The sequence below is a fragment of the Nocardia sp. alder85J genome (genome assembly GCF_020176955.2).
GTDB lineage: Bacteria > Actinomycetota > Actinomycetes > Mycobacteriales > Mycobacteriaceae > Nocardia.
Genome location: NZ_JAIUCZ020000004.1, coordinates 206,947 through 233,527, shown reverse-complemented (window position 1 = coordinate 233,527; position 26,581 = coordinate 206,947). Strand labels below are relative to the sequence as shown.

25 protein-coding genes are annotated in these 26,581 nt (G+C 69.6%); 17 read left to right on the top strand and 8 right to left on the bottom strand.

Annotation, left to right across the window (positions count from 1 at the left end; all coding sequences use genetic code 11):
- Positions 1-45: 45 nt before the first annotated feature.
- Positions 46-492, bottom strand: coding sequence for a hypothetical protein (locus LBW94_RS17050; protein WP_225057643.1), 447 nt, complete (start codon positions 490-492; stop codon positions 46-48).
- Between the two features lie 178 nt (positions 493-670).
- Between LBW94_RS17050 and LBW94_RS17045 the strand changes: the two genes are divergently transcribed.
- From LBW94_RS17045 to LBW94_RS17035, 3 genes are all read left to right on the top strand, one after another.
- Positions 671-1,048: a hypothetical protein gene (locus LBW94_RS17045; RefSeq protein WP_225057644.1), complete on the top strand. Its 378-nt coding sequence runs from the start codon at positions 671-673 to the stop codon at positions 1,046-1,048.
- Between the two features lie 196 nt (positions 1,049-1,244).
- Complete coding sequence (locus LBW94_RS17040) at positions 1,245-3,683, top strand: BTAD domain-containing putative transcriptional regulator (RefSeq protein ID WP_225057645.1); 2,439 nt, start codon at positions 1,245-1,247, stop codon at positions 3,681-3,683.
- 143 nt (positions 3,684-3,826) lie between these two features.
- Complete coding sequence (locus LBW94_RS17035; protein ID WP_225057646.1) at positions 3,827-4,147, top strand: DUF4333 domain-containing protein; 321 nt, start codon at positions 3,827-3,829, stop codon at positions 4,145-4,147.
- A gap of 70 nt (positions 4,148-4,217) precedes the next feature.
- On the opposite strand, the gene LBW94_RS17030 is transcribed toward LBW94_RS17035, so the two are convergent.
- Complete coding sequence (locus LBW94_RS17030; protein WP_225057647.1) at positions 4,218-5,408, bottom strand: L,D-transpeptidase; 1,191 nt, start codon at positions 5,406-5,408, stop codon at positions 4,218-4,220.
- Positions 5,409-5,699: 291 nt separating this feature from the next.
- On the opposite strand from LBW94_RS17030, the gene LBW94_RS17025 reads away from it, so the two are divergent.
- The 6 genes from LBW94_RS17025 (at position 5,700) to thpD (ending at position 10,491) form a co-directional block, all read left to right on the top strand.
- Positions 5,700-6,410, top strand: a complete 711-nt coding sequence (locus LBW94_RS17025) for a response regulator transcription factor (RefSeq protein WP_225057648.1) — start codon at positions 5,700-5,702, stop codon at positions 6,408-6,410.
- Positions 6,397-7,284, top strand: coding sequence for a sensor histidine kinase (locus tag LBW94_RS17020; protein ID WP_225057649.1), 888 nt, complete (start codon positions 6,397-6,399; stop codon positions 7,282-7,284). The genes LBW94_RS17025 and LBW94_RS17020 overlap by 14 nt, the downstream gene beginning before the upstream one ends.
- A gap of 52 nt (positions 7,285-7,336) precedes the next feature.
- Positions 7,337-7,891, top strand: a complete 555-nt coding sequence (gene ectA, locus LBW94_RS17015; RefSeq protein ID WP_225057650.1) for a diaminobutyrate acetyltransferase — start codon at positions 7,337-7,339, stop codon at positions 7,889-7,891.
- Positions 7,878-9,140 (top strand): diaminobutyrate--2-oxoglutarate transaminase, encoded by a 1,263-nt coding sequence (ectB, locus tag LBW94_RS17010; RefSeq protein WP_225057651.1) that lies wholly within the window; start codon positions 7,878-7,880, stop codon positions 9,138-9,140. Before ectA ends, ectB begins: the two co-directional genes overlap by 14 nt.
- 1 nt (position 9,141) lies before the next feature.
- On the top strand, positions 9,142-9,534 hold the full coding sequence (locus LBW94_RS17005) for an ectoine synthase (RefSeq protein ID WP_225057652.1): 393 nt from the start codon (positions 9,142-9,144) through the stop codon (positions 9,532-9,534).
- A 138-nt stretch (positions 9,535-9,672) separates the two neighbouring features.
- Positions 9,673-10,491, top strand: a complete 819-nt coding sequence (gene thpD, locus LBW94_RS17000) for an ectoine hydroxylase (RefSeq protein ID WP_416276920.1) — start codon at positions 9,673-9,675, stop codon at positions 10,489-10,491.
- Between the two features lie 219 nt (positions 10,492-10,710).
- On the opposite strand, the gene LBW94_RS16995 is transcribed toward thpD, so the two are convergent.
- Together LBW94_RS16995 and LBW94_RS16990 are read right to left on the bottom strand one after the other, a co-directional pair.
- Entirely contained in the window at positions 10,711-11,850 is a 1,140-nt protein-coding gene (locus LBW94_RS16995; protein WP_225057654.1) for an acyl-CoA dehydrogenase family protein, read from the bottom strand.
- Entirely contained in the window at positions 11,851-13,080 is a 1,230-nt protein-coding gene (locus tag LBW94_RS16990; protein WP_225057692.1) for an acyl-CoA dehydrogenase family protein, read from the bottom strand.
- A 168-nt stretch (positions 13,081-13,248) separates the two neighbouring features.
- On the opposite strand from LBW94_RS16990, the gene LBW94_RS16985 reads away from it, so the two are divergent.
- Positions 13,249-13,680, top strand: a complete 432-nt coding sequence (locus LBW94_RS16985) for a DUF1707 SHOCT-like domain-containing protein (RefSeq protein ID WP_225057655.1) — start codon at positions 13,249-13,251, stop codon at positions 13,678-13,680.
- A gap of 82 nt (positions 13,681-13,762) precedes the next feature.
- Entirely contained in the window at positions 13,763-13,909 is a 147-nt protein-coding gene (locus LBW94_RS16980) for a DUF1059 domain-containing protein (protein ID WP_225057656.1), read from the top strand.
- Positions 13,910-13,993: 84 nt separating this feature from the next.
- Here the strand turns inward: LBW94_RS16980 and LBW94_RS16975 are convergent, their stop codons facing one another.
- The 4 genes from LBW94_RS16975 to kdpF are packed head-to-tail and all read right to left on the bottom strand — an operon-like array spanning position 13,994 to position 19,025.
- Positions 13,994-14,911, bottom strand: coding sequence for a potassium-transporting ATPase subunit C (locus tag LBW94_RS16975; protein WP_225057657.1), 918 nt, complete (start codon positions 14,909-14,911; stop codon positions 13,994-13,996).
- Positions 14,911-17,064: a potassium-transporting ATPase subunit KdpB gene (gene kdpB / locus LBW94_RS16970; RefSeq protein WP_225057658.1), complete on the bottom strand. Its 2,154-nt coding sequence runs from the start codon at positions 17,062-17,064 to the stop codon at positions 14,911-14,913. Before kdpB ends, LBW94_RS16975 begins: the two co-directional genes overlap by 1 nt.
- Before the next feature lie 2 nt (positions 17,065-17,066).
- The gene (gene kdpA / locus LBW94_RS16965; RefSeq protein WP_225057659.1) at positions 17,067-18,740 is read right to left on the bottom strand and encodes a potassium-transporting ATPase subunit KdpA; all 1,674 of its coding nucleotides are present in this window, start codon (positions 18,738-18,740) and stop codon (positions 17,067-17,069) included.
- Positions 18,741-19,025, bottom strand: coding sequence for a K(+)-transporting ATPase subunit F (kdpF, locus tag LBW94_RS16960; RefSeq protein WP_225057660.1), 285 nt, complete (start codon positions 19,023-19,025; stop codon positions 18,741-18,743).
- Between the two features lie 902 nt (positions 19,026-19,927).
- Here kdpF and LBW94_RS16955 point away from each other — a divergent pair.
- The 6 genes from LBW94_RS16955 to LBW94_RS16930 all read left to right on the top strand — a co-directional run bounded on the left by LBW94_RS16955 (position 19,928) and on the right by LBW94_RS16930 (position 26,549).
- Complete coding sequence (locus LBW94_RS16955) at positions 19,928-22,522, top strand: sensor histidine kinase (protein ID WP_225057661.1); 2,595 nt, start codon at positions 19,928-19,930, stop codon at positions 22,520-22,522.
- The gene (locus LBW94_RS16950) at positions 22,519-23,235 is read left to right on the top strand and encodes a response regulator (RefSeq protein WP_225057662.1); all 717 of its coding nucleotides are present in this window, start codon (positions 22,519-22,521) and stop codon (positions 23,233-23,235) included. The genes LBW94_RS16955 and LBW94_RS16950 overlap by 4 nt, the downstream gene beginning before the upstream one ends.
- A 101-nt stretch (positions 23,236-23,336) precedes the next feature.
- Positions 23,337-23,801, top strand: coding sequence for an OsmC family protein (locus tag LBW94_RS16945; RefSeq protein WP_225057663.1), 465 nt, complete (start codon positions 23,337-23,339; stop codon positions 23,799-23,801).
- Between the two features lie 43 nt (positions 23,802-23,844).
- Positions 23,845-24,126 (top strand): acylphosphatase, encoded by a 282-nt coding sequence (locus tag LBW94_RS16940; RefSeq protein WP_225057664.1) that lies wholly within the window; start codon positions 23,845-23,847, stop codon positions 24,124-24,126.
- Positions 24,127-24,150: 24 nt separating this feature from the next.
- The gene (locus LBW94_RS16935) at positions 24,151-25,377 is read left to right on the top strand and encodes a hypothetical protein (protein WP_225057665.1); all 1,227 of its coding nucleotides are present in this window, start codon (positions 24,151-24,153) and stop codon (positions 25,375-25,377) included.
- Positions 25,377-26,549: a glutathionylspermidine synthase family protein gene (locus LBW94_RS16930; RefSeq protein ID WP_225057666.1), complete on the top strand. Its 1,173-nt coding sequence runs from the start codon at positions 25,377-25,379 to the stop codon at positions 26,547-26,549. The genes LBW94_RS16935 and LBW94_RS16930 overlap by 1 nt, the downstream gene beginning before the upstream one ends.
- The last annotated feature ends 32 nt before the right edge of the window (positions 26,550-26,581 follow it).

Below are 26,581 nucleotides of genomic sequence, written 5' to 3'. Positions count from 1 at the left end.
CGAGGCTGCCGGGGGAATCGGGTTCTCCCCCGGCAGGGCGGCCGGTCAGTACGCGGTGACGGTCAGCGTGTAGTCCGCGGCGCCGTCGGGCGTGGAGACCGCGATCTGGTAGTCGTGGCCGTCGGCGACGACGTCGGCGTGCGGCACCTCCTGCGCCACCATCGGGCCGATCAGCGGCGCCACCGTGAGCACGGCGTTGCCGGACGCGGAGGTGACGTCGAAGGCCAGGTTCTGGCCCGGCGCGGTGGAGATGGAGTAGGCGTCGTTCTGGCCCGGGGCAATGCTGCCGCTGGCGCCGGTGCTGTTCTGACCCGGCAGGATCTGCAGGTGGTGCGAGGCGCCGGGGATGCCGAGCGCGGGCGGCATGCCGCCCAGAGGAGCCTGCGCGGTCGCCACACCTCCGACGGCGGTGAAGGTCGCGGCGGCGACCACGGCGAACAGCACTGCCGGTGCGGCACGCAACAGGGATCGAGTCACTCGAGATGCGGTCATGGACAACATCTTTCCCCACAACCACGAGAAGATCGCAAGTCCCTGGCCGAAATCGGGGCCGTATGCCCCCTGAACAGGGGGCATACGGGGGGCCCGGCGAACCGGCGGACGGGCCGGTCCGGAGCCTGTTCCAAACAGTTCCAACCACGTTCCGAACCGTCCGAATTATCGTGTGCGTATGTCGCTCCCGCCGCCCGGGTGGAACGCCCCGCCGCCGCCCGCGCGCCCGGCCGCCGCCGGATGGGAGGTGGCGGTGTCGGTCTGCCTGCTGGTCCTCGCCCTACTGGGCTGCGGACTGACCGGCGCGACGGGGTTGTTCCTGTTCGCCTTCACCGATGTCTGCCCGCCGGACCGGTGCAGCCCCGATCACGCGTTCTACGCGCTGGCAGCCGCGGTGCTGGTGGCGGGATTGCTGCTGGTGTGCGGCACGGTGGTCACGGTGGTGCGGATGCGCCGCGGCCGTACCGCGTGGCCGATCGCGGTGGCGGTCGCCGCCGGTTGTCTCGCGCTGTGCGCGGCCGGTCTGACCGGGGAGGCCGTGGCACTCGGATTCTGATCGGTGACAGCGGTTTCCGGCCGGTGACACATTACAGACCGGTCGGTCCTGTTCATGTTGTGACACTGGGAAAGTTCACAGGAAGCCGAGTCGCCGGTCTACAATCCCAGTGTTAGCGGAGGCACGGAGCGGGAATCGGGGATCGCGCCGCCGGAGGGATCGGCACGAGGATTTGGAATACTTTCTGTTCGGTCCGATGAGGGTGCGGGCCGATAGCGGAGAGCCGGCGCCCGGTGGTAGTGGTGAGCTGCCGCTCGGCGGCGGTGGCGAGCTGCCGCTCGGCGGTAGTGGCGACCCACCGCTCGGGGGCAACGGCGAACTGTCGCTCGGTCGTAACGGCGAGCTGCCGCCGGGTCGTACTACCGAGCTGCCGCTGGGTCGTCATGGCGAACTGCCGCTGGGTGGCCCGAAACAGCGAGCGGTACTGGCGATCCTGCTTCTCGCCGATGGTTCGGTGGTGCGGTTCGATCGGCTCGTCGACGGATTGTGGGGGCAGCGTCCCCCCGAGAAGGCGCTGGCCTCACTGCGCTCGTACGTGGCGAATCTACGCCGGGCGTTCCAGACCGCCGCGGATTCGCCCGCGCCGCAACGGCTGCTGACCCGCTCCGTCGGTTATCAGCTGGCGCTCGGCGGCGACCCGGTCGACATCCATCGGTTCGAGGAGCTGGTCGGCGCCGGTCGGCGGGCACTGGCCGACGGTGACGCCGCCGCCGCGCACGACCTGCTCACCCGCGCCGGGCAACTGTGGCGCGGGGATCCGCTGGCCGAGTTCAGCGGATGGTCCTTCGCCGATCCGGCGATCGAACGCCTGGCGGGGTTGCGCCGCAGCGCGATCGAGGCCCGCTTCGACGCCGCCCTGTTGCTCGGCCGCCATGTCGACCTGGTGCCGGAGATCGAGGCCGCCATCGCGGCGGCGCCGGTACAGGAGCGGCTGTGGGCGCAACTGATGCAGGCGCTGTTCCGCTCGGGACGCCGCGCCGAGGCGTTGCAGGCCTACGATCGCGTGCGCGAGGTGCTCGGCCGCGAGCTGGGCGTCACCCCCGGCGACGACCTGCGCCGGCTGTTCCACGGCCTGTGCCGCGACGACGCCGTCCCCCTGATTCCGCACCCGGCCCCGGTGACGGTCGCCGGCCCGGCCGGAACCGGCGGCACCGGACATCCCGTCGTCGGCCGGACCGCCGAACTCGCCTGGCTGGGCCGGATGGCCGACTCGGCACGCCGCGGCCGCGGCGGCCTGGCCGTGTTCTCCGGGGAGAGCGGCATCGGCAAGACCGCACTCGCGGCCGCCCTGGCCGGGGAGGCCCGCGCCGCCGAGATGGCGGTGGCCTGGGCCGGACACCCCGACGGCGTGCGCAGGCCGGCGCTGTGGGGCTGGATCCAGCTGTTGCGGGAGCTGGGTGAGCTGCTCGGCACCGGGCCGCGCGCGGCGGTGTGCGCCGCGGCCCCCGAAGTGGCGGCGCTGGTCCCGGAGTGGCCCGAATGGCCGCCGCGGCCGATCGCGCCCCGGACCGCCGATCCCCGCTTCGAGGCCATCGACGGGATCGTCCGGGCGATACGGGAATTCGCGGCCGCCCGCCCGCTACTGCTGGTGCTCGACGACGCGCACCGGGCCGACCGGCCCACCCGCGACGTCCTGGCCCTGCTCGCCGACCGGCTGCACCACCTGCCGGCCCTGATCGTGGTGACCTGGTCCGCGACGGGTTCGGCCGAGGATCGGGACGAATACGACCGCCTGGTCGGCCGCAGCGACATCTCGGCGCTCGAACTGGCCGGGCTCGACCACGAGGCCGTCGGCCTGCTGGTCGAGCAACTGTCCGGGGTCCCGCCGAGTCCGGCCTTCGTCGCGGCGCTGCGGCAGCGCTGCGGCGGCAATCCCTTCTTCGTCCGCGAGATCGTCCGATTCCTGTCCACCCGTGGCCGTTTCGACGGCCACACGCTGCCGGCCGACGGCGACACGGTGCCCGACGCGGTCACCGGCGTGGTGCGCCGGCGGATGGCGGAACTGGCCCCCGCCACCCGCACGGTCCTGGCCGCGGCCGCGGTGACCGGCGCGGAGTTCGAACCCGTCGCGATCGCCGAGATGCTGGGCCTGCCCGCCGCCACGGTCCGGGAGCGGCTGCGCGACGCCCGCCACGCGGCGATGATCGGCGAAACCGCCGGGCGCCCCGGCTGGTTCGGCTTCGGCCCCGACCTGGCTCGCAAAGCCGTTGTCGCCCAGCTGGATTCGGGCGAACGCGCCGAACTGCACGCCCTCGTCACCCGCACCCGGATGCGCGACGCCACCCGGCGATCCTACGAATGGGTGCTCACCACCGCGCATCACGCCTGGCAGGCCGGAACGGCGCTGGACGCCGACACCGCCCTGACGATCACCGATCTCGCGCTCACCGCCGCGACGACCCGCTCGGCCCACGCCGACATCGCGACCCTGTCCGAGCACGCGCTCCAGATCTGCGCCCGATTACCCCGGGAGCCCGAGCGTTTCGAACGGGAGGCGGGCCTGTGGCTGCGGCTGGCGCTGGCCTGGTCGGCGCTGAAGGGCCGCCACCACGAGGATGTCGGCCGGGCGTTCCGGCGCGCCTACGAACTGCACCGCGGCCCGGCGCCACTGCCGGTGGACGACCTCGGCGCCTGAACCCGGTGCGCCCCGGCGCATTCCAAACCGGCTCCAACGCCTCTGCAATCACCGCCGGATACCGTGCGGTTACTCGTGACCATCGATCCGTCCCGGTCCCGGGCGCCGTCGGCTGCGCCCGGGACCGTTGTCCCGCAGGAGCAATGATGAGATTCACCCGCTGCCTCACCGCGGCATTCGTCGTGTCCGCCGCCGCGCTGACCGCCTGCTCCGTGTCGGTGGGCACTCGTACCGTCGACAAGAACGAAGTGGCCTCGCAGATCAGCAGCAAACTCGAGGAACAGGTCGGCCGCAAGCCCGACAGCGTGGAATGCCCGCAGAACCTCGACGCGCGCAAGGACGCCACCCTCGTCTGCACCCTCACCGACCAGGGCTCGAGTTACGACGTGACGGTCACCGTCACCAGCGTCGAGGGCGACAAGGCGAATTTCGACATCAACGTCGCCAACACCCCGAAGAACTGACGCCCGACACCCGGCGGACCGCCTGCCACTCCGGTGGCGGGCGGTCCGTCGGCCGTTTCCGAAGGGAGCGTCAGCTCGCCAGCGCGCTGCCCTTCACCCATTCGTCCCAGGGCACCGTCCAGTCCCCGTTGTTCCACAGGCTCAGACCCGGTCCGCTGGTGTTGTGCACCTCGACCACGTCGCCCGGGATCGCCCAGTTGTAGAACCACTGCGCGTTGGTGGCGTTCAGATTGAGGCAGCCGTGCGAGGTGTCGGTATTGCCCTGCGCCCACACCGTCGTATCGAGTTGGTGCAGGTAGATGCCGTCGGCGCTGATCCGGGTGGCCCAGGCGATCGCCTCCTTGTAGCCGAGCCGGTCGTTGACCGGCAGGCCGTAGGTGGAGGAGTCCATGATCACCGGATTGCCCTTGTCCATCACCGTGTAGGTGCCCGACGGGGTGTTGAAGTAGATGGTCTTGCCGGCGAAGTTCTCGCTGCCGCCGCGGCCCATCGAGGTGGGCATCGTCCGGATCAGCTGACCGTTCTCGAAGACCTGCACCTCATGGGTGTTGTCGTCGGCGATCGAGACGTGCGACGGGCCGATCACGAAGGAGGTCTTCGTATCCTCCTGGCCGTACAGACCCGGACCGACCTGCGCGCCGTACAGGCTCGCGTTCACGGTGACCTTGGTGCCCGACGGCCAGTACTGCTGCGGCCGGAAGTGCGCGTTGCGGTCGTCGAGCCAGTTCCAGGAGCCCTGCACCGGCGGATCGGTGGTGACGTTCAACCGCCGCTCGGCGGCCGCCTTGTCCCCGATCGCCTCGTCGAAGTGGGCGACGATGACCGTGCCGACGCCGTAGGTACCACCGTCGGCGAGCGGCTGCCCGAACGTGGTGGTCAGGTACACCTTGGTCTGGTTACCCGGGGTCAGCGTCGTGAACGTCGAGCTGACCGGGCCGGTGGGGCCGGTCAGCGTGATGCCCTGCGCCGACACCGTGTAGGTGTGGCCGTACCCGAGCGCGCCGCTCGGTTTCCAGGCGGTCTTGTCCGGGGTGAGGATGCCGTCGACGGGTTTGCCGTCTTCGTTGGTCATGGACACCGACGTCAGAATGCCGTCGGTCGCGCTCACTTCGATCTTGCCCAGCGGATCGACATCGTCGCCGCCGTTCGGGGTGACGACGATGGCCGGTGCCGTGGGACCGCCCCCGTTCGTCGCCGGTTTCGGCGCCCCCGGGGACGAAGAGCACGCGGCCATCAGCATCGTCACCAGGGTCAAGCCCATCGCGACACTGAATCGGCAGCGGCGACCTGACATGGTGTGTCTCCTGCGCTTTCACCGTGCGGCTGGCGGAACCGGACCCCCAGCGCACCTCACCTACTGTTCCGGTTCGCCAGTTTACGGGTCGGACCAGGCGGGTGGCATCCGGAGGTGTTGCCGAGGTTTTACGAGCCGGTTGCCGGGGTATCAGTCCGGTCGGGGCCGTGCCCGCGCCCATCCCCGTCCCCCGAGCACGGATCGGTGACCATGCACCCCAGCCGACCTCGATCATCGACCGGTAGACTCGCAACCGTTATGAATGCGAACCTGCTGATCGTCGAAGACGACGACCGGGTTCGTGCCGCCCTCCGGCTCGCGATGGAGGACGAGGGCTACACGGTGACGGAGGCCGAGAACGGCGAGGTCGCCCTGGGGCTGCTCCGCGAGCACGGCGCCCCCGATGTCATGACGGTCGACCTGATGCTCGGCGGGATGGACGGCTTCTCCTGCATCCGCGAGATCCGCCGCGAGCACGACGTGCCGATCATCGTGCTCAGTGGCCGCGACGACACCCACGACGTGGTGGCGGCGCTGGAGGCCGGCGCCGACGACTACGTCGTCAAGCCGTTCGAGATCAAGGAGATCACCGCCCGGATGCGGGCGCTGCGCCGCCGGGCCCAGCCCACCGCCGAGCCGCCGCCCCCGCCGGAGCTGGCCCTGGACGCCGATCCGGACTCCCCGCTGCTGCTGTCGCCGGAGGCCGGGACCGTGCGCCGCGGCGAGGACGACGTCCATCTCACGGTGACCGAGTTCCGGCTGCTGTGCGAGCTGGCGGAGACCCCGGGCCGGGTGCTGTCGCGCAGCGCGCTGTTGGAGCGGGTGTGGGATCGCGGGCACTTCGGCGACGAGCGCATCGTGGACGTGCACGTGCGGCGGCTGCGCACCAAGATCGAGAAGGACCCCTCGGACCCGGCCATCGTGGTCACCGTCCGCGGGCTCGGTTACCGGCTGGATGTCCAGCGCTGACCGCCGGGCCGCGCTGGTCGCGGCCGGTTGCGGCCTCGTCGCGACGCTGCTGGCGACGGCCGCGGCGCTGCTCGGCGAACTGTGGGCCGGGCTGGCGGTGGCCGCGGCCGGCGGCGGCGGGCTCGCCGCGGGGCTGTGGCTGATCCTGCGGCGCTGGACCCGCCGGCACCAGGCCGCCCTCGCCTCGCTGCGGCGGCGGTCGGACCGGGAGGATCGCCTGATCGGTGACCTCGGCCACGAACTGCGCACCCCCGTGACCACGCTGTCGACCAGCGTGCAGGTACTCAGCAACCACGAGGCCGAGATCCCCGACCGGCCGCGCCGGGCGCTGCGGCTGGCCCGCGCGGAGATCGACCATCTGCGCCGGCTGCTGGACGATCTGCTCACCCTGGCCCGCGCCGAGGCCGGGGTGCACCAGATCGAGGCCCGCCCGGTGGCGCTGCGCGACCTGATCACCGGCCTGCTGACCGCGCGGCAGTTGCCACCGCGGCTGCTCGCCCCCGGCCCGGATGTCACGGTGGCCGCCCGGCCCGCCGAACTCGAGCGCGTCCTCACCAATCTGCTCGACAACGCCGAACGCCACGGCGGCGGGCTCGCCGGCATCGGCCTGGCCCGGGACGGGAGCGAGGCCGTGCTCACCGTCGACGACGACGGCCCCGGGGTGCCCGCGGCCGATCGGCAGCGGATCTTCGAACGCTTCGTCACCGGGCGCCGCAGCCGCCGCGGCACCGGCATCGGCCTCGCCCTGGTCGCCGAGACGATCACCGCGCACGGCGGGCAGGTGGACTGTGATGCGCGGCCCGGCGGTGGCGCGCGGTTCACGGTGCGACTCCCGGCCGTGACCGATCTCACTCCGCCTGGGATTGTCACGTAACAGCAAAGTTTCCGTCCGGTAAAACTCAACATCAACTGGCAACTCTGTCCCTGTGACACCGACCCGAACCCTCAGCCGGACCGACGCCGAGCCCGCGGTCCTCCGCGCGCCGCGGACCGGAGACGGCGCACCCCTGTGGCGCATCGCCGTGGAATCCGGTGTGCTGGACGCCAATTCCAGCTACGCCTACCTGCTCTGGTGCCGCGATTTCCGGACCACCTCCGTGGTCGCCGAGATCGATGCGGAGGTGACCGGTTTCGTGACCGGATACCGGCGGCCACAGGCGCCGCACACCTTGTTCGTGTGGCAGGTCGCCGTCGACCGCGGCGCCCGCGGCCGCGGCCTCGCCGGTGCCATGCTCGACCACCTCGTGGGCACCCTTGCCGGACAAGGCGTTTCGACCCTGGAAACCACGGTGTCGCCGGACAACGAGGCCTCGCTGGCGATGTTCGCCGCGCTGGCCCGCCGCCACGACACCGAGCTCGAGCGTGAACAGCTGTTCACGCCACCAGATTTTCCGGACGGGCACGAAGCCGAGGACCTGTACCGGATCGCGCTGCAATCGGCGGCGCACACCGAAGAGGAGATCATCGATGACCACCGCTGAGATGACCGTTTTCGACACCATGGAATCGAATGTGCGCGGCTACTGCCGTGACTGGCCGACGCTGTTCGACACCGCCTCCGGTGCCTGGCTGCGCGACAGCGAGGGCCGCGACTACCTGGATTTCTTCGCCGGTGCGGGGGCACTGAACTACGGGCACAACAACCCGGTCCTGAAGGCCGCGCTGCTGGACTACCTCGCGCGCGACGGGATCACCCACGGCCTGGACATGTCCACGGTCGCCAAGCGGGATCTGCTGCGCACCATCGACCGGGTGCTGCTGACCCCGCGCGGGCTGGACCACAAGGTGCAGTTCCCCGGCCCGACCGGCGCCAACGCCGTGGAGGCGGCACTCAAGCTGGCGCGCAAGGTGACCGGCCGCACCACAGTGCTCAACTTCACCAACGCCTTCCACGGCATGACCCTGGGCGCACTGGCCGTGACCGGCAACGCCGCCAAGCGCGCGGGTGCCGGTGTGCCACTGTCCCACGTGAATTCGATGCCGTTCGACGGTTACCTGGACGACGCCGACGAGCTGTTCTGGATGGAGCGGGCACTGGACGACGGGTCCTCGGGCGTCGACGAACCCGCGGCGGTGATCGTGGAGACCGTGCAGGGTGAGGGCGGGGTCAACGTGGCCCGGCCGCAGTGGCTGCGCCGCCTGGCCGAATTGTGCTCCGCGCGTGACATTCTGCTGATCGTCGACGACGTGCAGATGGGCTGCGGCCGGACCGGGCCGTTCTTCTCCTTCGAGGTCGCCGGCATCACCCCCGACATCGTCACATTGTCGAAATCCATCGGCGGCTACGGACTTCCGATGGCGCTGGTGCTGATGCGGCCGGAGCTGGACCAGTGGACCCCCGGCGAGCACAACGGCACCTTCCGCGGCAACAATCCCGCCTTCGTCACCGCGACCGCGGCGCTGGAGCACTACTGGTCCGACGGCACGCTCACGGAATCGACTGCGGCCAAGGGTGATCGGATCCGGACGTCGTTCACCGAACTGGCCGAGCAGTACCAGGGCATCTCCACCCGGGGCCGCGGCCTGGTGCAGGGCCTGGTGTTCGACGAGGCCTCCGAGGCGGGCAAGGTCTGCCACGCCGCCTTCGAACAGGGGCTGCTGGTGGAGACCTCCGGCGCCGACGACGAGGTGGTGAAACTGCTTCCGCCGCTGACGATCACCGACGACGAGCTGGATCACGGCCTGGGTGTGCTGGCCCGGTCGGTCGCGGCCGTGCGGGGAGGTCACTGAGATGATCGTGCGCACCACCGCGGAGATCACCGGCACCGACCGTGACGTCGCCGCCGAGCGCTGGCGCAGCAAGCGCATCGTGCTCGGCGGGGACGGGGTCGGATTCTCCTTCCACGAGACCACGATCGAGCCCGGCACCGTCCACGAGTTCCACTACCGGCATCATGTCGAGGCGGTCTGGCTGGTGGAGGGCGAGGGCACGCTGCACGACCTCGACAACGACACCACCTACCCGCTGGGCCCCGGCTCGATGTACCTGCTGAACGGGCACGAGCGGCATCGCGTCGAGTCCCGCACCCGGATGCGGATGCTGTGCGTGTTCAACCCACCGGTGACCGGTACGGAGGTGCACGACGAGAACGGCGTGTACCCGCTGGTTGCCGCCGAAGGATAGGAGCGACCGATGACCGTGTCGATACCGGAAGCGGCGACGCCGATCCCACCCACCTGGCCGGCCGCACCGGACCCGCAGCCGCCGAACGTACATCCCGTCGATCGCTACCGCACCCGCACGGTCGCGGCGGTGCCGCCGATGGATCGTGACGACCCCACCGTCTGGGGCGAGCTGTCGGCCCCCGAGCTGGCCTCCTACGACACCGACGGCTACGCGATCCTGGACGAGCTGCTCACCCCGGCCGAGGTGGCCGAGCTGACCACCGACACCGACCGCCTCGCCACCGATGCGGACCTGCGAGCGGACGACCGGGTGGTCGTCGAGAAGTCCTCGAACCGGGTACGTTCGGTCTTCGAGGTGCACCGGCTCAGCACCCTCGTCGCGGAGCTGGTGCGTCAGGAGCGGATCGCCGGCCTGGCCCGCCAGGTGCTCGGCTCCGAGGTGTACCTGCACCAGAGCCGGGTCAACTACATGCCGGGTTTCACCGGGACGGGCTTCTACTGGCACTCCGACTTCGAGACCTGGCACGCCGAGGACGGCATGCCCGCCCCGCGCGCGGTGAGCCTGTCGATCGCCCTGACCGACAACCATCCCTGCAACGGCAGCCTGATGGTGATGCCCGGTTCACACCGCACCTTCGTCCCCTGCCAGGGCGAGACGCCACCCGACCACTATCGGGCGTCGTTGCGGGAGCAGCGAATCGGGGTGCCCGCGCAATCGGCGCTGGCCGACCTGGCCGACAAGCACGGCATCGCGCAGTTCACCGGCGCGCGCGGCGCGGCGCTGCTGTTCGACTCCAATCTGCTGCACGGTTCGTCGAACAACATCACCCCGTTGCCCCGCGCCAACCTGTTCCTGGTGTTCAACAGCGTCGAGAACGCCCTGGACACCCCCTACGCCGCCCCCGCCCCGCGCCCGGAACACATCGCCGCGCGCGACGTGACGCCGGTGCGCTGACCGGAACCCGCGCCGCCCGAGGAGCATTCACTCCGCGACAGTCGAGACACGCCGCCCAGCAATAGTCGAGCACCGGTCCGGCGACCCGGGCACCCCATGGGTCGACCGGCCGGGCAGACACCGAGCGTGCGACGGCTGACCGCAACTCGGAGCCGAACGCCGGGCACCCACCGGACGGGCCGGACCCGTGACGTCGCGTAGCGGTGCCGACCCGGCCGGTCAGGCGGGGTCGGCAGCCGGGCGGGTCAGGGCGGCGTAGCGGGCGATGTGCGCGTCGGTGCTGCCCCATTCGTACTGCACGGCGGTCAGCCGCTTGAAGTAGTGACCGACGGCCAGTTCCTCGGTCATCCCCATGGCCCCGTGCAGCTGCACCGCCTCCTGCCCCAGCAGCCGGGCCGCGCGGCCGACGGTGGCCTTGGCCGCCGCGGCGGCGCGGGCCCGATCGGCCGGGGCCGCACCGAGTTTCAGCGTCACCAGATAGGTGGCCGCGACGGCCTGTTCGAGTTCCAGGTGCATGTCGACCATGCGGTGTTGCAGCGCTTGGAAACTCGCGATCGGCACGCCGAACTGCTGCCGCTGCTCGGCGTAGGCGACGGTGTCGGCCAGCACCCGGCGCATCCCGCCGACGGCCTCGGCGCAGAGCGCGGCGATCGCCTCGTCGCGGGCGGTGTCCAGCGAATCGTCCGCTCCGCCTTCGGATCCCAGCAGGGCCTCGGCGGGCAGCCGGACAGCCTCGAACACCAGGTCGGCGGCCTGCCGTTCGTCGATGGTCCGGTAGGGGTGCGCCGCGACCCCGGCGGCGTCCGCGTCCACCACGAACAGCGACACCCCGGCGGCGCCGGGAATCCGGGCGGTCACCAGCAGGTGGGTGGCCAGCGGGGCCGCGATCACCACCGTCTTCGCGCCGTCGAGCACCCAGCCGTCGCCGTCGCGCCGCGCGGTGGCGGCCACCCGGTGCAGGTCGTACCCCGAATCCGCTTCCAGCGCAGCGAATGCCGTGATCACCTCGCCACCGGCGATGCCGCGCACCAGCTCGGTGGCCCGGTCGCCGCCGGCCCGCAGCAGCAGCCCGGCGCCGATCACCGCGGTGTCGACGAACGGTTCCACCACCAGCGCCGCGCCCAGCGCCTCGGCGATGATCATCGTCTCGACCGGCCCGCCACCGGAACCGCCCACGGCCTCCGGCAGACTCGCGCCGAGAATCCCGACCTCGTCGGCGAAGGCGTGCCAGATCTTCGGCTGCCAGCCGGGCCCGGTGCGGGCGGCGGTGCGGCTCTCCTCCAGACCGTAACGGGCCGTGAGGAAGTCGGTGAGGGTGTCGCGGAGCAGCTGCTGCTCGGCGGTGTATTCGAAGTCCATCTACAGTCCCAGGGTTGCCTTGGCGATGATGTTGCGCTGAATCTCGTTGCTACCGGCGTAGATCGAGCCCGCGCGGTCGTTGAAGTAGCGCAGCGGCGCGACCGCCTGCCACGGCTGTCCGCCGAGGAAACCGTCGGCCGGCGCGCGATAGTCGACCACCGGGCCGCCCGGCATGGCCGCGTGCGGCTGATACATCCGCCCGCGCGGCCCGGCGGCCTCCAGGGTGAGTTCGGTGATGCGCTGACTCAGTTCGGTACCGAGGATCTTCAGCGTCGACGCCGCCGGGCCCGGATCCTTCCCGCGCGACACCGCGGCCATGGTCCGGTATTCCAGGATCTCCAGCACGTCGGCGCGGATGCGGGCGTCGGCGAGCCGGGCCGAGAAGGCCGGATCCTCCAGCAGCACACCGCCGTCCGGGCCGGGCACGGTGGCCGCGTGCCGGGCCAGGGTCTCCCCCAGCGCCTGCAGCGCCGGCCCGAGCGCGCCGCCGCGCTCGAAGTTCAGCAGGTACTTGGCGACGGTCCAGCCCTCGTCGACGCGGCCGAGCACATTGGCCTTCGGCACCCGGACCTGATCGAAGAACACCTGGTTCTGCACCTGTTCCCCGGAGGTCATCACCAGCGGCCGCACCTGGATACCCGGGGTGTTCATATCGATCAGGACGAAGGTGATGCCCTGCTGTTTGCGCTCCCGCTTCGCGGTACGGACCAGGGCGAAGATCCAGTTCGCCTCGGTCGCGTGGGTGGTCCAGATCTTGCTGCCGGTGCACACCAGATCGTCGCCGTCCGACACGGCCGCCATGGCCAGCGACGCCAGGTCGCTGCCCGCCTCCGGCTCCGAGTAGCCCTGGCAGAAGAACACCTCGCCGGTCAGGATGCCCGGCAGGAAGTACGCCTTCTGCTCCGCGGTGCCGAAGGCGATGATCGCGTGCGCCACCATCCGGATACCCATCGGCGACAGCGCCGGCGCGCCCGCGAGCACCGATTCCCGATCGAAGATGTAATGCTGCGCCGCACTCCAGTCGCAACCGCCGTATTCGACCGGCCACAACGGCGCGGCCCAGCCGCGCGCGTGCAGGATGTGCTGCCAGGCCATGCTGGCCTCGTGGTCGGGGTAGACACTGGTGGCCAGCCGCCCGGCGCGGCGTAGCTCGGGGGTCAGGTTCTCGTCCAGAAAACGCCGCACCTCGTCACGAAACGCCAGATCGGTGGGCGACCAGTCCAGATCCACGGAGAACTCCTTGTTCGGTATGTGGTGTCCCACCTTCTCATTCAACGCCATACGAGCGCAAATGGACGTTAACTTAGCGAGATCTGCGCGCGGCTTGACATTCCACAGTGAGAGGTAGATCCTGGACATACATTCCACTTAGGAACATTGATCCTGGAGGACCGTCCCATGGACATCGCGACCGGCACCCGCGCCTCCGACGCCGAGCGCCAGGAGATCGTCGCCCAGCTGTCCCGGCACCTGAGCGACGGCCGCATCGATCTCACCGAATACGACCAGCGGGTGGCCGCGGTCTACGCCACCACCACTCGCGACGACCTGCCACGGGTCCTGACCGACCTGCCGCCGCTGCGCGCTGCCACCGCGTCCGCCCCGGCGCCGAGCATCCGCCGCCGGGTGCCGCTGTGGCAGCGCATCGAGTTGAGCGCCTGGCTCGGGGTGAGCCTGCTCAACGTCGTGATCTGGGGTCTGGTCTGCCTGGGGATCGGCACGTTCGTCTACCCGTGGCCGCTGTGGGTGATCGGCCCGTGGGGCGCGGTGCTGATCTTCCGGATGTTCGCGGGCTGGGAGTCGAAGGCCTGCGGTCCCGCACGGCAGTGACGTCGGCGCCTTGCCCAACTCCGCCGCAACCCGGAGGATGGCGAGGAGACGGTACACCGTACGAACGCACCGAAGGACAGCCATGAAGACACGGATCAGTTGCCCCTGCGGCGAGTACATCACCGGTAAGGACGAGGACGAACTGGTGGCCAAGACCCAGGCCCACCTGTCCGAGAAGCATCCCGGCCACGATTACTCGCGGGACGAGATCCTGTTCATGGCCTTCTGAGCCACGGCGCAAGCCGGTCGGACCACCGACGAGACGGCCGCCCTCCTCCGTCGAGGAAGGCGGCCGTCTCGTATGCGGGCGGGCTCAGCCCCGGTACGGGTATTGCCGATCGAGCGCGAGGTTCAACTCGACCACGTTCACCCGCGGCTCACCGGCGAAACCGAGCACCCGGCCGTGGGTGTCGGCGTCGACCAGCGCTCGCACCCGGTCCTCGGTGATCCCGCGGGCCTTCGCGACACGGGGGATCTGGATGGCCGCGTAGGCGGGCGAGATATCCGGATCCAGGCCCGAGGCGGAGGCGGTCACCGCATCGGTCGGCACCGGGGTGTCGGCGGACGCGTCCCCGCGGACCGGCACGATCTGCCCCGCCGAATAGTCCGCACCGGGCTTCGCGCACTCCACCGCGACCCCCTTGTAGAAGGCCAGGAACGGGGTCTTGGTGACCCGGCAGTCCTCGTTGACGCTGACCACCCGCACCGGGTTCTCGACTGTGCCCTTGGCGTCGCGCGGGCCGATCACCGACAGCACCGCGCCGACCTCGCCGGAGGTGCAGAACGGCCGGCTGCCGTCCACGTTCTCCAGACTCGCCACGGCCTGACTACGCGAGCACACCGTGGACAGCAGAGCCGTTTTGTCCTTCTTCGGATCGTCCGGATCGAGGGTGTCGACGACACTCTCCGGCCCCTGATTGCCGAAGCTGGAGTTGGTCGGATCGTAGCCGTCGGGAATGCTGCCGTCCGACGGCGCGGCATTCGACGGCCGGGTCTGGAAATACTGGTTCAGCGCCGTGCCCTTACCGTCGGTATACGCCTGCCCGATAAGGCTGGAGCCCACCACCTTCCCGTCCTGCCGCAACAACGAACCCTCCGCCTTGTCGTGCAGGCCGGGCAGTTGCGCGATCGCGAAAATCACCAGCGGATAAGCGATTCCGGTGATCACCGTGAGCACCAGCAGCGCACGCAGCGCCGCGAGGTGCTGACGGATCCAGGTCGACATTCTCATCAGGACATCCCGGGGAAGAATTGGATCACGAGGTCGATCAGCTTGATGCCGACGAAGGGGGCGACGATGCCGCCGAGCCCGTACACATAGAGGTTGCGGCTCAACAACTTCGACGCGCTGGACGGCGTGTACTTCACGCCGCGCAGCGCCAGCGGGATCAACGCCACGATGACGATCGCGTTGAAGATCACCGCCGACAGGATCGCCGACTGCGGACTGTGCAGCCGCATGATGTTGAGCACGTCCAGCCCGGGGAACAACCCCACGAACATCGCCGGGATGATCGCGAAGTACTTGGCGATGTCGTTGGCGATGGAGAACGTGGTCAGCGCGCCACGGGTGATCAGCAACTGCTTGCCGATCTCGACGATCTCGATCAACTTGGTGGGATCCGAATCCAGATCCACCATGTTGCCGGCCTCCTTGGCCGCCGAGGTGCCGGTGTTCATGGCGACCCCGACATCGGCCTGGGCCAGCGCCGGGGCGTCGTTGGTGCCGTCCCCGGTCATGGCGACCATCCGGCCACCGGCCTGCTCCTGCTTGATCAGCGCCAGCTTGTCCTCCGGGGTCGCCTCGGCGAGGAAGTCGTCCACCCCGGCCTCGTCGGCAATGGCCTTGGCGGTCAACGGATTGTCGCCGGTGATCATCACCGTCCGGATGCCCATCCTGCGCATCTCGTCGAACCGCTCGCGCATGCCCTGCTTGACGACATCCTTGAGATGTACGACGCCGAGCACTGTCGCTGTGCCACCGGCGATCTCGCCGACCACCAGCGGTGTGCCGCCGGAGGCCGAGATACCGTCGACGGTCTCGCCGAGCTCGCTCGGTATCTCACCGCCGCCGGCCCGCACCCACTCGGTGACCGCGCTGGCCGCCCCCTTGCGCAGCTGATGCCCGTCGGCCAGGTCCACCCCCGACATGCGGGTCTGGGCAGTGAATTCCACCCAGGTGGCGCCGGTCAGCTCACCGGGCGTGCGTTCCCGCTTGCCGTACGCCTGCTTCGCGTACACGACGATCGAACGGCCCTCGGGGGTTTCGTCGGCGAGGCTGGAAAGCTGTGCCGCATCGGCCAATTCGTCGCCGGTGACACCCGGCACCGGCACGAAGTCCGACGCCTGCCGGTTACCCAGCGTGATGGTGCCGGTCTTGTCCAGCAGCAACGTGTTCACATCACCGGCAGCCTCGACCGCGCGCCCCGACATCGCCAGCACGTTGCGCTGCACCAGCCGATCCATCCCCGCGATCCCGATCGCCGACAGCAGCGCGCCGATCGTGGTCGGGATCAGGCAGACCAGTAGTGACACCAGCACGATCCCGGTGACACCGTTGATGTCCAGCGCCTGGTTGTCGGCCACCCCCGGGTTGTTCACCTTCGAGAAGATCGCCAGCGGCTGGAGGGTCGCCACCGCGAACACGAAGATGATCGTCAGCGCGGCCAGCAGGATGTTCAGCGCGATCTCGTTCGGCGTCTTCTGCCGCTTGGCGCCCTCCACCAGCGCGATCATCTTGTCGATGAACGAACCGCCCGGCTCCTGGGTGATCCGCACGACGATCCGATCCGACAGCACCGTGGTGCCGCCGGTGACCGCGGACCGGTCGCCGCCGGATTCCCGGATCACCGGCGCGGATTCCCCGGTGATCGCCGACTCGTCCACGGAGGCAATGCCTTCCACGACGTCACCGTCACCGGGAATCACCTCCCCGGCCGTCACCACCACGTGATCGCCGCGTTGCAGCTCCGGCGCCGGGACGCGCGACTCGATCAGCCGCGTCGCCCCCGGGCTCCAGTCCTCGAGACGGCGTGCGACGGTATCGGTCTTGGCCTTGCGCAGCGCGTCGGCCTGCGCCTTGCCACGTCCCTCGGCGACGGCCTCGGCCAGGTTGGCGAACAGCACGGTCAGCCACAGCCACACCACGATGGCCCAGGCGAAGAAGGTGGGCTTCGTGACGGCCAGCACGGTGGACCACACCGCGCCGATCTCGACGATCAGCATCACCGGGTTCTTCCACAGCGTACGTGGATCCAGTTTCCGCAGCGCGTCCGGCAGCGACCGCCACAACAGGTGCGGATCGAACAGGCCGCTGCGGACCCGGCCGGTGTGCACCGGCTGCTCGGGTGTCGACACCGCGGTGTCGAGAACGGGTGTGCTCATGATCAGTGAATTCCTTCGGCGATCGGCCCGAGCGCCAACGCGGGCAGGAAGGTGAGGGCGACCAGGATGACGGTCACACCGGCCACCATCCCCACGAACTGCGGCCGGTGCGTCGGCAACGTCCCCTCCGACGCGGGCGTACGCCCTTGCGCGGCAAGCGAACCCGCGAGCGCGAGCGCGAACACGATGGGCACGAACCGCCCGAACGCCATCGCCAGTCCCAGCGCGGTGTTCCACCACACGGTGTTGCCGGACAGCCCCGCGAACGCCGACCCGTTGTTGTTGGCCGCGGACGTGAAGGCGTACAACACCTCCGACAACCCGTGTGGCCCGGTGTTGGCCATCGCGGCCCGCTCCCCCGGCAGCGCCATCGCGACCCCGGTGCCGATCAACACGATCAGCGGCGTGGTCAGGAAGTAGGCCGAGGCCAGTTTGATCTCGCGCGGATTGATCTTCTTACCGAGGTACTCCGGAGTGCGGCCGACCATCAGGCCGGCGACGAACACCGTGATCACGGCGAGTATCAGCATGCCGTACAACCCGGAACCGGTGCCGCCGGGCGCGACCTCGCCCAGCTGCATGTTGAACATCGTCATCATGCCGCCGAAACTGGTGTACGAGTCGTGCGCGGAGTCCACCGCACCGGTCGAGGTGAGCGTGGTCGCCGTGGCGAAGGTAGCCGAGTTCGAGACGCCGAACCGGGTCTCGACCCCCTCCATCGCGGCGCCCACGGCGGTCGGCACCGTGCCGTGGTGGTGCAGCTGGAAGAAGTTCTGGAGCACCAGGCTGAACAGCGCCAGCGTGCCCATCACGGAGACGATCGCGTAGCCCTGCTTCTTGCTGCCGACCATCCGGCCGAAGGTGCGCGGCAGCGAGAAGCTGATCACCAGCAACAGGAAGATCTCGACCCCATTGGTCCACGCGGTCGGATTCTCGAACGGATGCGCGGAGTTCACGTTGTACGGACCGCCACCGTTGGTGCCCAGTTCCTTGATCACTTCCTGGCTGGCGATCAACCCGCCCGGCAGCGTCTGCGAACCACCGTTGCCGGCGGTCGACGCGACCTGGTCGTACAGGTGGAAGTTCTGGATCACCCCGCCGGCCATCAGGACGATCGCGAACACGATCGAGATCGGCAGCAGGATACGGATGGTTCCCCTCACCAGATCCACCCAGAAGTTGCCGAGATCATTGCTGCGACTGCGCGCGAAACCACGCACCAGCGCGATGGCGACGGCCATGCCGACGGCCGCGGACACGAAGTTCTGGACCGTCAGCCCGGCGATCTGGACCAGGTGCCCCATGGTCTGCTCACCGGAGTAGTTCTGCCAGTTCGTATTGGTCACGAAGCTGATCGCGGTGTTCCACGACAGATCCGCGGACATGGTGGTGCCCTGGTGATGCAGATGCAGCGGCAGATGCCCCTGCACCAACTGGAAGAAGAACAGGAAAAACACGCTGACCGCGGAGAACGCCAGCGCACTGCGCGCGTACACCGGCCACGGCTGCTCCACCTCCGGCTGCACGCCGATAATCCGATAGATCACCCGCTCTGCCCGGGAATTCTTGCTACCGGAATACACCCGGTACATGTAGTCACCCAACGGCACGTGCACGAGGGCGAGCGCGATGATCAGGGCCGCCACGAAGACGATCCCCGCCGTGGTCGTGTTCACTCAGAACCTCTCGGGAAAGAGCAGCGCAGCCACCAGGTAAACGGCCACGGCAACGGCGAGCACGAGGCCGATGATGTTCTGCGTCACAGCCTCTCCACCCCCCGCTGGATCAGGCCGAGCAGCGCGAAAATCGCCACCGTCAGCACCGTGAACACCACGACAGACATGTCGAAACCTCTCTCGAGACAGCCGCGCACCTCGAAGGTGCACTGCCTTGAAGTGAATCGCTCGTCCAGGTCCGTTTCGAGATCCTTGACGCCTTCTTTGCGCCCCGCACCCCGGCATTGACGAGCCGTTTACAGGTCGTCCCCCGAGCCGTAGGGGGATACAAAAGTCGACATTAGGGCCGCAAAAAAGCCGTCAACAGGGCCGATAGGCCCTGGTACGAAGGTAGAACGGAGGTCGCCCGGCGGGGCGCCCCGGTACCCAGTCGAAACGGAAACGTGCCGGATTCGAGGAGACGCCGGCACGGCAGCACCGCCGGCAACCCACTGGCATGCGCCGGTGAAATCGAAGAGATCACCGGTACCCACTCTCCGGGAACCCTTGCTGCACAATGGGTCTCATGGATCGAAGCCATCTCGCCGCACTGGAGCCCGTGCACCGTGATCTGGCGGCGACCTGCACCGTTCAACCGACGGTGATCGAAGAGTCTTCGAGGTCCTGCGCATGATATTCATGGATCGCAAGGAAATCGCCTCGTGGAAACCCGAGAGCAACTCCCTCTGCCACGCCTCCGCGGGAGCCTGGCGCTATCTCCGTGCCGCATGTTTCGACACCGACGGTCGCCTAGTGAGCTTGGAACCGTACGAAACATATTATCCGACTTGATCTCTCGAAATCTCCTCGAAAATTGCGAGGTCACCCTCACTCCGAACCGAGCCGAACGTCGCACCGACCGACTCGAAGAACGCCGACCTCGGCAGTATCCGAACAAAGCAACGCCGCCTGAACAGTTCTCCACCGGGCAGCAGTGCCAGGCCGGCAGAAATCTGTAACCAGCCGGTAAAGGTCCCCATCGGAACCGTCAAGAATCTGTCAAGAGCGTGGTACGAACCAACTCCGAAGGTAGACAGTACCTAGCCCGGCGCGGCGCCCGCGACCTCGGCCGAAACCGAAAATGCCCGATTCGAGGAGACGTCAGTGCGGCAGCGCGCACCACGATCGACACGCGCGATGATGGACGAGTGAAACGCGGGCAGTTGCGCATCTACCTCGGGGCCGCCCCCGGCGTCGGCAAGACGTACGCCATGCTCGGGGAGGCACATCGGCGCCTGGAACGGGGCCGGGACGTGGTGGCCGCCATCGTGGAGACGCACGGGCGGGACAAGACCGCGGCGCTGCTGGCGGGGATCGAGCGGATTCCGCCGAAGCTCATGACCTATCGCGGCGCCACGCTGCCGGAGCTCGACGTCGAGGCCGTGCTGCGGCGGCGGCCCGCGGTCGTCCTCGTGGACGAGCTGGCGCACACCAACGTGCCCGGGTCCAAGCACGAGAAGCGCTGGCAGGACGTGCACGAGTTGCTGGATGCCGGGATCGACGTGATCTCCACGGTGAACGTGCAGCATCTGGAGAGCCTCAACGACGTGGTGCAGCAGATCACCGGGGTGGTGCAGCGGGAGACGGTGCCGGACCGGGTGGTGCGCGGGGCCGATCAGGTGGAGTTGGTCGACATCACCCCGGAGGCGTTGCGGCGGCGGTTGTCGCACGGCAATGTGTACGCCGCCGACAAGGTCGACGCCGCGCTGCACAACTACTTCCGGCCCGGAAACCTCACGGCGCTACGGGAATTGGCGTTGCTGTGGCTGGCCGATCAGGTGGACGCGGCGCTGGCGAAGTACCGGGCCGAGCATCGGATCACCGATCTGTGGGAGGCCCGCGAGCGGGTGGTGGTCGCGGTGACCGGCGGGCCGGAGTCGGAGACGATCGTGCGGCGCGCCGGGCGCATCGCGGCCAAGTCGTCGGCGGAACTGATCGTGGTGCACGTGGTGCGCGGTGACGGGCTGGCCGGGGTGTCGACGCAGCGGCTCGCGCGGCTGCGCGATCTGGCCGACAGTCTCGGGGCCAGCCTGCACAATGTGACCGGCGACGACGTCCCGGGGGCGCTGCTGGATTTCGCGCGGCAGGTCAACGCCACCCAGTTGGTGCTGGGCACCTCCCGGCGGTCGCGCTGGGCGCGCATCCTCGACGAGGGCATCGGGACCTCCGTGGTCCGGGCCTCCGGCAAGATCGATGTGCACATGGTGACCCACGAGGAGGCCCGGCGCGGGTTCCGCTGGTCGGGGGTGACCCCGCGGGAGCGCACGCTGTCCTCGTGGGCGATCGCGCTGGCGATGCCGGCCCTGATCACGGCCGTGTGCTCGTACTGGCTGGACCCGCATCTGAACTTCGCCGGCGAGAGTTCGCTCTACTTCTTCGGGGTGATCGCGGTGTCGCTGCTCGGCGGCGTCGCCCCGGCGGCGCTGTCGGCGGTGTTCGGCGGCGTGCTGCTGAACTGGTTCTTCGTGCCGCCGCGGCACAGTTTCACCATCGCGGAGGTCAACAACTTCCTGACCATCGTGGTGATGGCGGCGGTGGCGATCGCGGTGGCCGCGCTGGTCGACGTCTCCAAGAAGCGAACCCTCCAGGCGCGCAAGGCCTCCCGGCAGGCCGAACTGCTCACCCTGTTCGCGGGGGCGGTGCTGCACGGCGCCGACCTGCACGACCTGCTGGAGCGGGCGCGCGAGACCTACGGGCAGCGGGCGGTGGCGTTCACCACCGACGAGGAGGTGCTGGCCTGCGTCGGCGAGGATCCGCCGCGCCGGGTCGCCGACGCCGATACCGCGCTGGAGGCCGGCGACGACATGCACTGGCTGTTGCTGTCCGGCCGTGCGCTCGCCCCCGGCGACCGGGTGGTGCTGGGGGTGGTCGCCAATCAGGCGGCCGGGCTGGTCCGCCAGCGGCAACTCGCGGCGGAGGCGCAGGCGGCGGCGGGTGTGGTGGAGGCGGATCGGCTGCGCCGGGCATTGCTGTCGGCGGTCAGCCACGACCTGCGCACCCCGCTGGCGGCCGCCAAGGCCGCGGTGTCGAGCCTGCGCAGCGACGATGTCGAGTTCTCCCCGGAGGACACCGCCGAACTGCTGGAGACCATCGAGGAATCCACCGATCAGCTCACCGGGCTGGTCGGCAACCTGCTGGACTCGTCGCGGCTGGCCGCGGGCGTGGTGCAGCCGCAACTGCGCCGGATCTATCTGGAGGAGGCGGTGAACCGGTCGGTGCTCGGCGTCGGCCTGGGCACCCGCAGCCTGCGCCGCGCCGCGCTGGATCGGGTGAAGGTGGAGGTCGGCGACGTGTCGGTGTACGCCGACGGTGGTCTACTGGAACGGGTGCTGGCCAACCTCATCGACAACGCGCTGCGCTACTCGCCGCGCGACACCCCGGTCCGGATCACCGCCGAACGCGTCGGCGACCGGGTGACGGTGGCTGTGGTCGACCAGGGCCCGGGAGTACCGTCCGGCCTGGAGGATCAGCTGTTCGAGCCGTTCCAGCGGCTCGGCGACCGGGACAATTCCACCGGTGTCGGACTGGGCCTGTCGGTCGTACACGGATTCGTCGCCGCGATGGGCGGCAGCGTGCACGCCGAGTCGACCCCCGGCGGGGGTCTGACCATGATGCTGGAGTTGCCCGCGGAACCCGGCGCGAACACCGAGCCCCGACGCGCGGTGCGGGTGCCGCGGGTGGACACCGAGGCCGCGGCGACGGGCCCGGCCGGAACGGACGACACGGAACAGGAGACGCGGTGACAACGGCGAACCCGACCGGCACGGCGGCACCGACACGGGTGCTGGTGGTCGACGACGAGCCGCAGATCCTGCGCGCTCTGCGGATCAATCTGTCGGTCCGCGGCTATGAGGTGATCACCGCCTCCACCGGCGCCGCCGCCCTGCGCGCGGCGGCGGAGAAACATCCGGCGGTGGTGGTCCTGGACCTCGGACTGCCCGATATGGACGGTATCGAGGTGCTGGGCGGCCTGCGCGGCTGGAGTCAGGCGCCGGTGATCGTGCTGTCGGCACGCACCGACTCCGGCGACAAGGTGGAGGCCCTCGACGCCGGGGCCGACGACTATGTGACCAAACCTTTCGGTATGGACGAGCTGCTGGCCCGGCTGCGGGCCGCGGTCCGGCGCTCGGCCGCCGGCGCCGGCGATGCCGCCGATCCGGTGGTGGAGACCGCCTCCTTCACCGTGGACCTGTCGGCGAAGAAGGTCACCCGGCACGGCAGCGACGTGCACCTGACCCCCACCGAATGGGGTGTGCTGGAGATGCTGGTCCGTAACCAGGGCAAACTGGTCGGCCGCCGTGAGTTGCTGCGCGAGGTGTGGGGCCCGTCGTATGCCACGGAGACCCACTACCTGCGCGTCTATCTCGCCCAGTTGCGCCGCAAACTCGAGGACGATCCGTCGAACCCCAAACACCTGCTCACCGAGGCCGGTATGGGCTACCGCTTCCAGTCGTGACGACGCCGACAGCGGGAATCCCGGGCCGGGCCCGCCGGGTTGGAAGCGGTGGGAGCCCGCGGTCGTGCGGGCCGCGAGCGACGGATGGCAGGATCGAGAGCATGGCTTCTCAGGCTGACAGCGCACAGACCGCAACGAACTCCACGGCGACGGCGCCGACCACGCTGTGGGTCGAGCGCACCGGCACCCGCAGCTACACGGGGCGCAGCTCGCGCGGGGCCGAGGTGCTCATCGGCTCGGAGAGCGTGCAGGGCGTGTTCACCCCGGGTGAGTTGCTGAAGATCGCCCTGGCCGCATGCACGGGGATGAGCTCGGACTTCCCGCTGTCGCACCGGCTCGGCGACACCTACGACGCCACCATCCGGGTCTCCGGCACCGCCGACCGGGAGAACGAGGTCTATCCGGAATTGGACGAGGTGCTGGAGCTGGATCTGTCCGAGCTGGACGAGGCCGCCCGGGAACGGCTGCTGGTCACGGTGCAGCGGGCCATCGACAAGGTGTGCACGGTCGGCCGCACGCTGAAGGCGGGCACCACGGTGAACCTGTCGTTCCAGGTGGACGCGTGACCCCGGTCACCCACCGACCGGTCGGCCACCGCGGACGCCGCCGGTGACCGCCGATCCGGTCCGGCTCAGCGCCTGGGTGCACGGGCTGGTGCAGGGCGTCGGCTTCCGCTGGTGGACCCGGTCCCGCGCGCTGGAGCTGGGCCTGACCGGCTTCGCCCGCAACGCGCGCGACGGCCGGGTGCACGTGATCGCCGAGGGACCGCGCGCACACTGCGAGCAACTACTCGAATTGTTGCGTTCCGGTCAGACGCCTGGTCGGGTGGACCTGGTTGTGGAAGACTGGGTCGCCGCCCAGGGTGAACTGGTCGGATTCGAGGAACGGTAGTCGGCGGGGAACAGGGAGCTGGACATGCCAACTGAATATCCGGGCACACCCCCTGAGGTCCCCGATCCACACGATGCCCCCTCCGGCTCCTCTGGAGCATCCCCGGGCAGCGCGGACGAGAATGCCCCCACCACCCGCCACCGGCGGCCCGAAACCCCGGGCGCCCCGGGCGATTCCGCCCCGGAGACCGGCAACACGGCCCGTTTCGACCGGTCCGGAGCCGGGCATCGGCCCACGGATGCCACCCCGACCGGCCCCGGCACCACCGACCCGGCCCGTTCCACCGGGATCCCCGGCGCCGCACCTGCCACCGACGACGCCGACTGGTGGGCCCATCCGCCACAGCCCGAGCAACCCTCCGGCACAACGGGTCCCACCGACACCCCGGCCGCGCCGCAATGGACCCTGCCACTACCGGGCGCCCCGGACCTGTTCCCGCGCGCCGACTCCGACGCACTGTCGGCGACCGTCGACCCCGGCGCCCTGTCCGTATCCTCGGAACCGGGCTCCCTGGGAGCGTCCCCCACACCCGGTAGACCGGGAGCGTTCCCCGCATCCGGCACACCGGGATTGTCCCCCGACCCCGGTGCGCCGACGCCGCCTCCCGAACCGGGCTCCGCGGCCACCACCGGCGCCCCGCCCCGGTCCATGTCCGGCGGGTCGAACCTGCGCGGCGCCGAACCGCCGCGCAAGGTCCGCGGCAGCGTGCGCCGGCAACAGGTGGGCGTCACCCAGGCCCGGGACCCCTCCCTCGGCGAGGCCCGCGCCCGGGAGAAGGGCCGGGAGCGGGCCGCGGCGGCGGAAAAAATGGCCGAGGAGCGCTTGGAAGCCAAGCGCCGCAACCGGAAACGCACGATGATCGGCGGCGCGGCCGTCGTCGGGGTGGCCGCCCTGGTCGGCGCCGGCTACCTCGCCTACTCGGCGGCCAACCAGCCGCGCGAGGTCACCGCCTACTGTGTCACCGACGACAACGGCCAGCAGACCGTGGTGTCCGACGACGACTGCGTGAAGGCCCAGGACTACGTCAGCACCTACGGGGGCGGCGGCTACGGCGGTGGCGTCTACCCCATCTTCTTGTACAACGGGCATCAGTACCGCTATTACTACGGGGGTAGCAATGCCGGTATCGGAAGTCACCCCCGGGGCGGCAGCTTCTCCGCGCCGTCGCATTCGGTCTCCAGCACCAAGAGCGGGACCACGGTGCGCGGCGGGCTGGGCGTCAAGGGCGGCGGCAAGAGTGGAGGATCGTAGTGCGACGAGTGACCAGCTCGCCGCGGCCCGGCTGGGAGCGCACCATCGCCGAGCAGGGCCTGGTATACGGCTCACCGGGCCGTGACACCAACGGCCGTCCCCGGCCGTACTGGGACGAATCGGTGCATTACGAATTCGATCTGGACGAGATCCTGTCGCTGGAGGCGCAGGTCGAGGTCCTGCACTCGATGTGCCTGGACGCCGTCGAGCAGATCGTGCTCACCGAGCGGTTCGCCGATTTCGGTCTGCCGCAGTGGAGTTGGGAGCCGATCAAACAGTCCTGGCAGCGCGGCGACCCGTACGTCTACGGCCGCTTCGACCTGCGCTACGACGGCCGCGGCCCGGCGAAACTACTGGAGTACAACGCCGATACCCCCACGGCGCTGCTGGAGGCGGCGATCGTGCAGTGGCATTGGCTGACCGACCGCTATCCCGGCGACGACCAGTGGAACTCGCTGCACGAGAAGCTGGTTGCCCGCTGGGACGGGCTGCGCTCCCAACTCGCCCGCGCCGAACTGCATTTCACCTGGTCCTCGGCGGACTCCAGCGGTGAGGACAACGTCACCACCGCCTACATGCAGGAGACCGCGGCCGAGGCCGGTTTCGACACCATCGCGCTACCGATCGAGGACGTCGGCTGGGACACCGAACTGAAGCGCTTCGTGGATCTGGCCGAGGCGCCGATCCAGTCGATCTTCAAGCTGTACCCGTGGGAGTGGGCGCTCGACGACCAGTTCGGCAAGCAGATCATCGGCGAACTGCCGCACACGATGTGGATCGAGCCGCTGTGGAAGGCGCTGCTGTCGAACAAGGCGCTGCTGGCGGTGCTGTGGGAGATGTATCCGGGCCACCCCAACCTGCTGCCCGCCTACGTCGACGACCCGCACGAACTCACCGAGTACATCAAGAAGCCGAAGCTCGGCCGCGAGGGCGCCAACATGACCATCGTCGGCGCCGGCCTGGAGACCGCGACCGCCGGCGTCTACGGCGAAGAGGGCTACGTCTACCAATTGCTGGACCCGCTACCGGAATTCGACGGCATGCGCCCGGTGCTGGGCGCGTGGATCGTCGGCGACGACGCCGCCGGGATGGGCATCCGCGAAACCCCGGGACTGATCACCGACGACGGCGCCACGTTCGTCCCGCACCGCATCCCCACAGCGAATCCCTAGGGAAGCGTTAGAGTGAGTGCGCCCGCACGTGC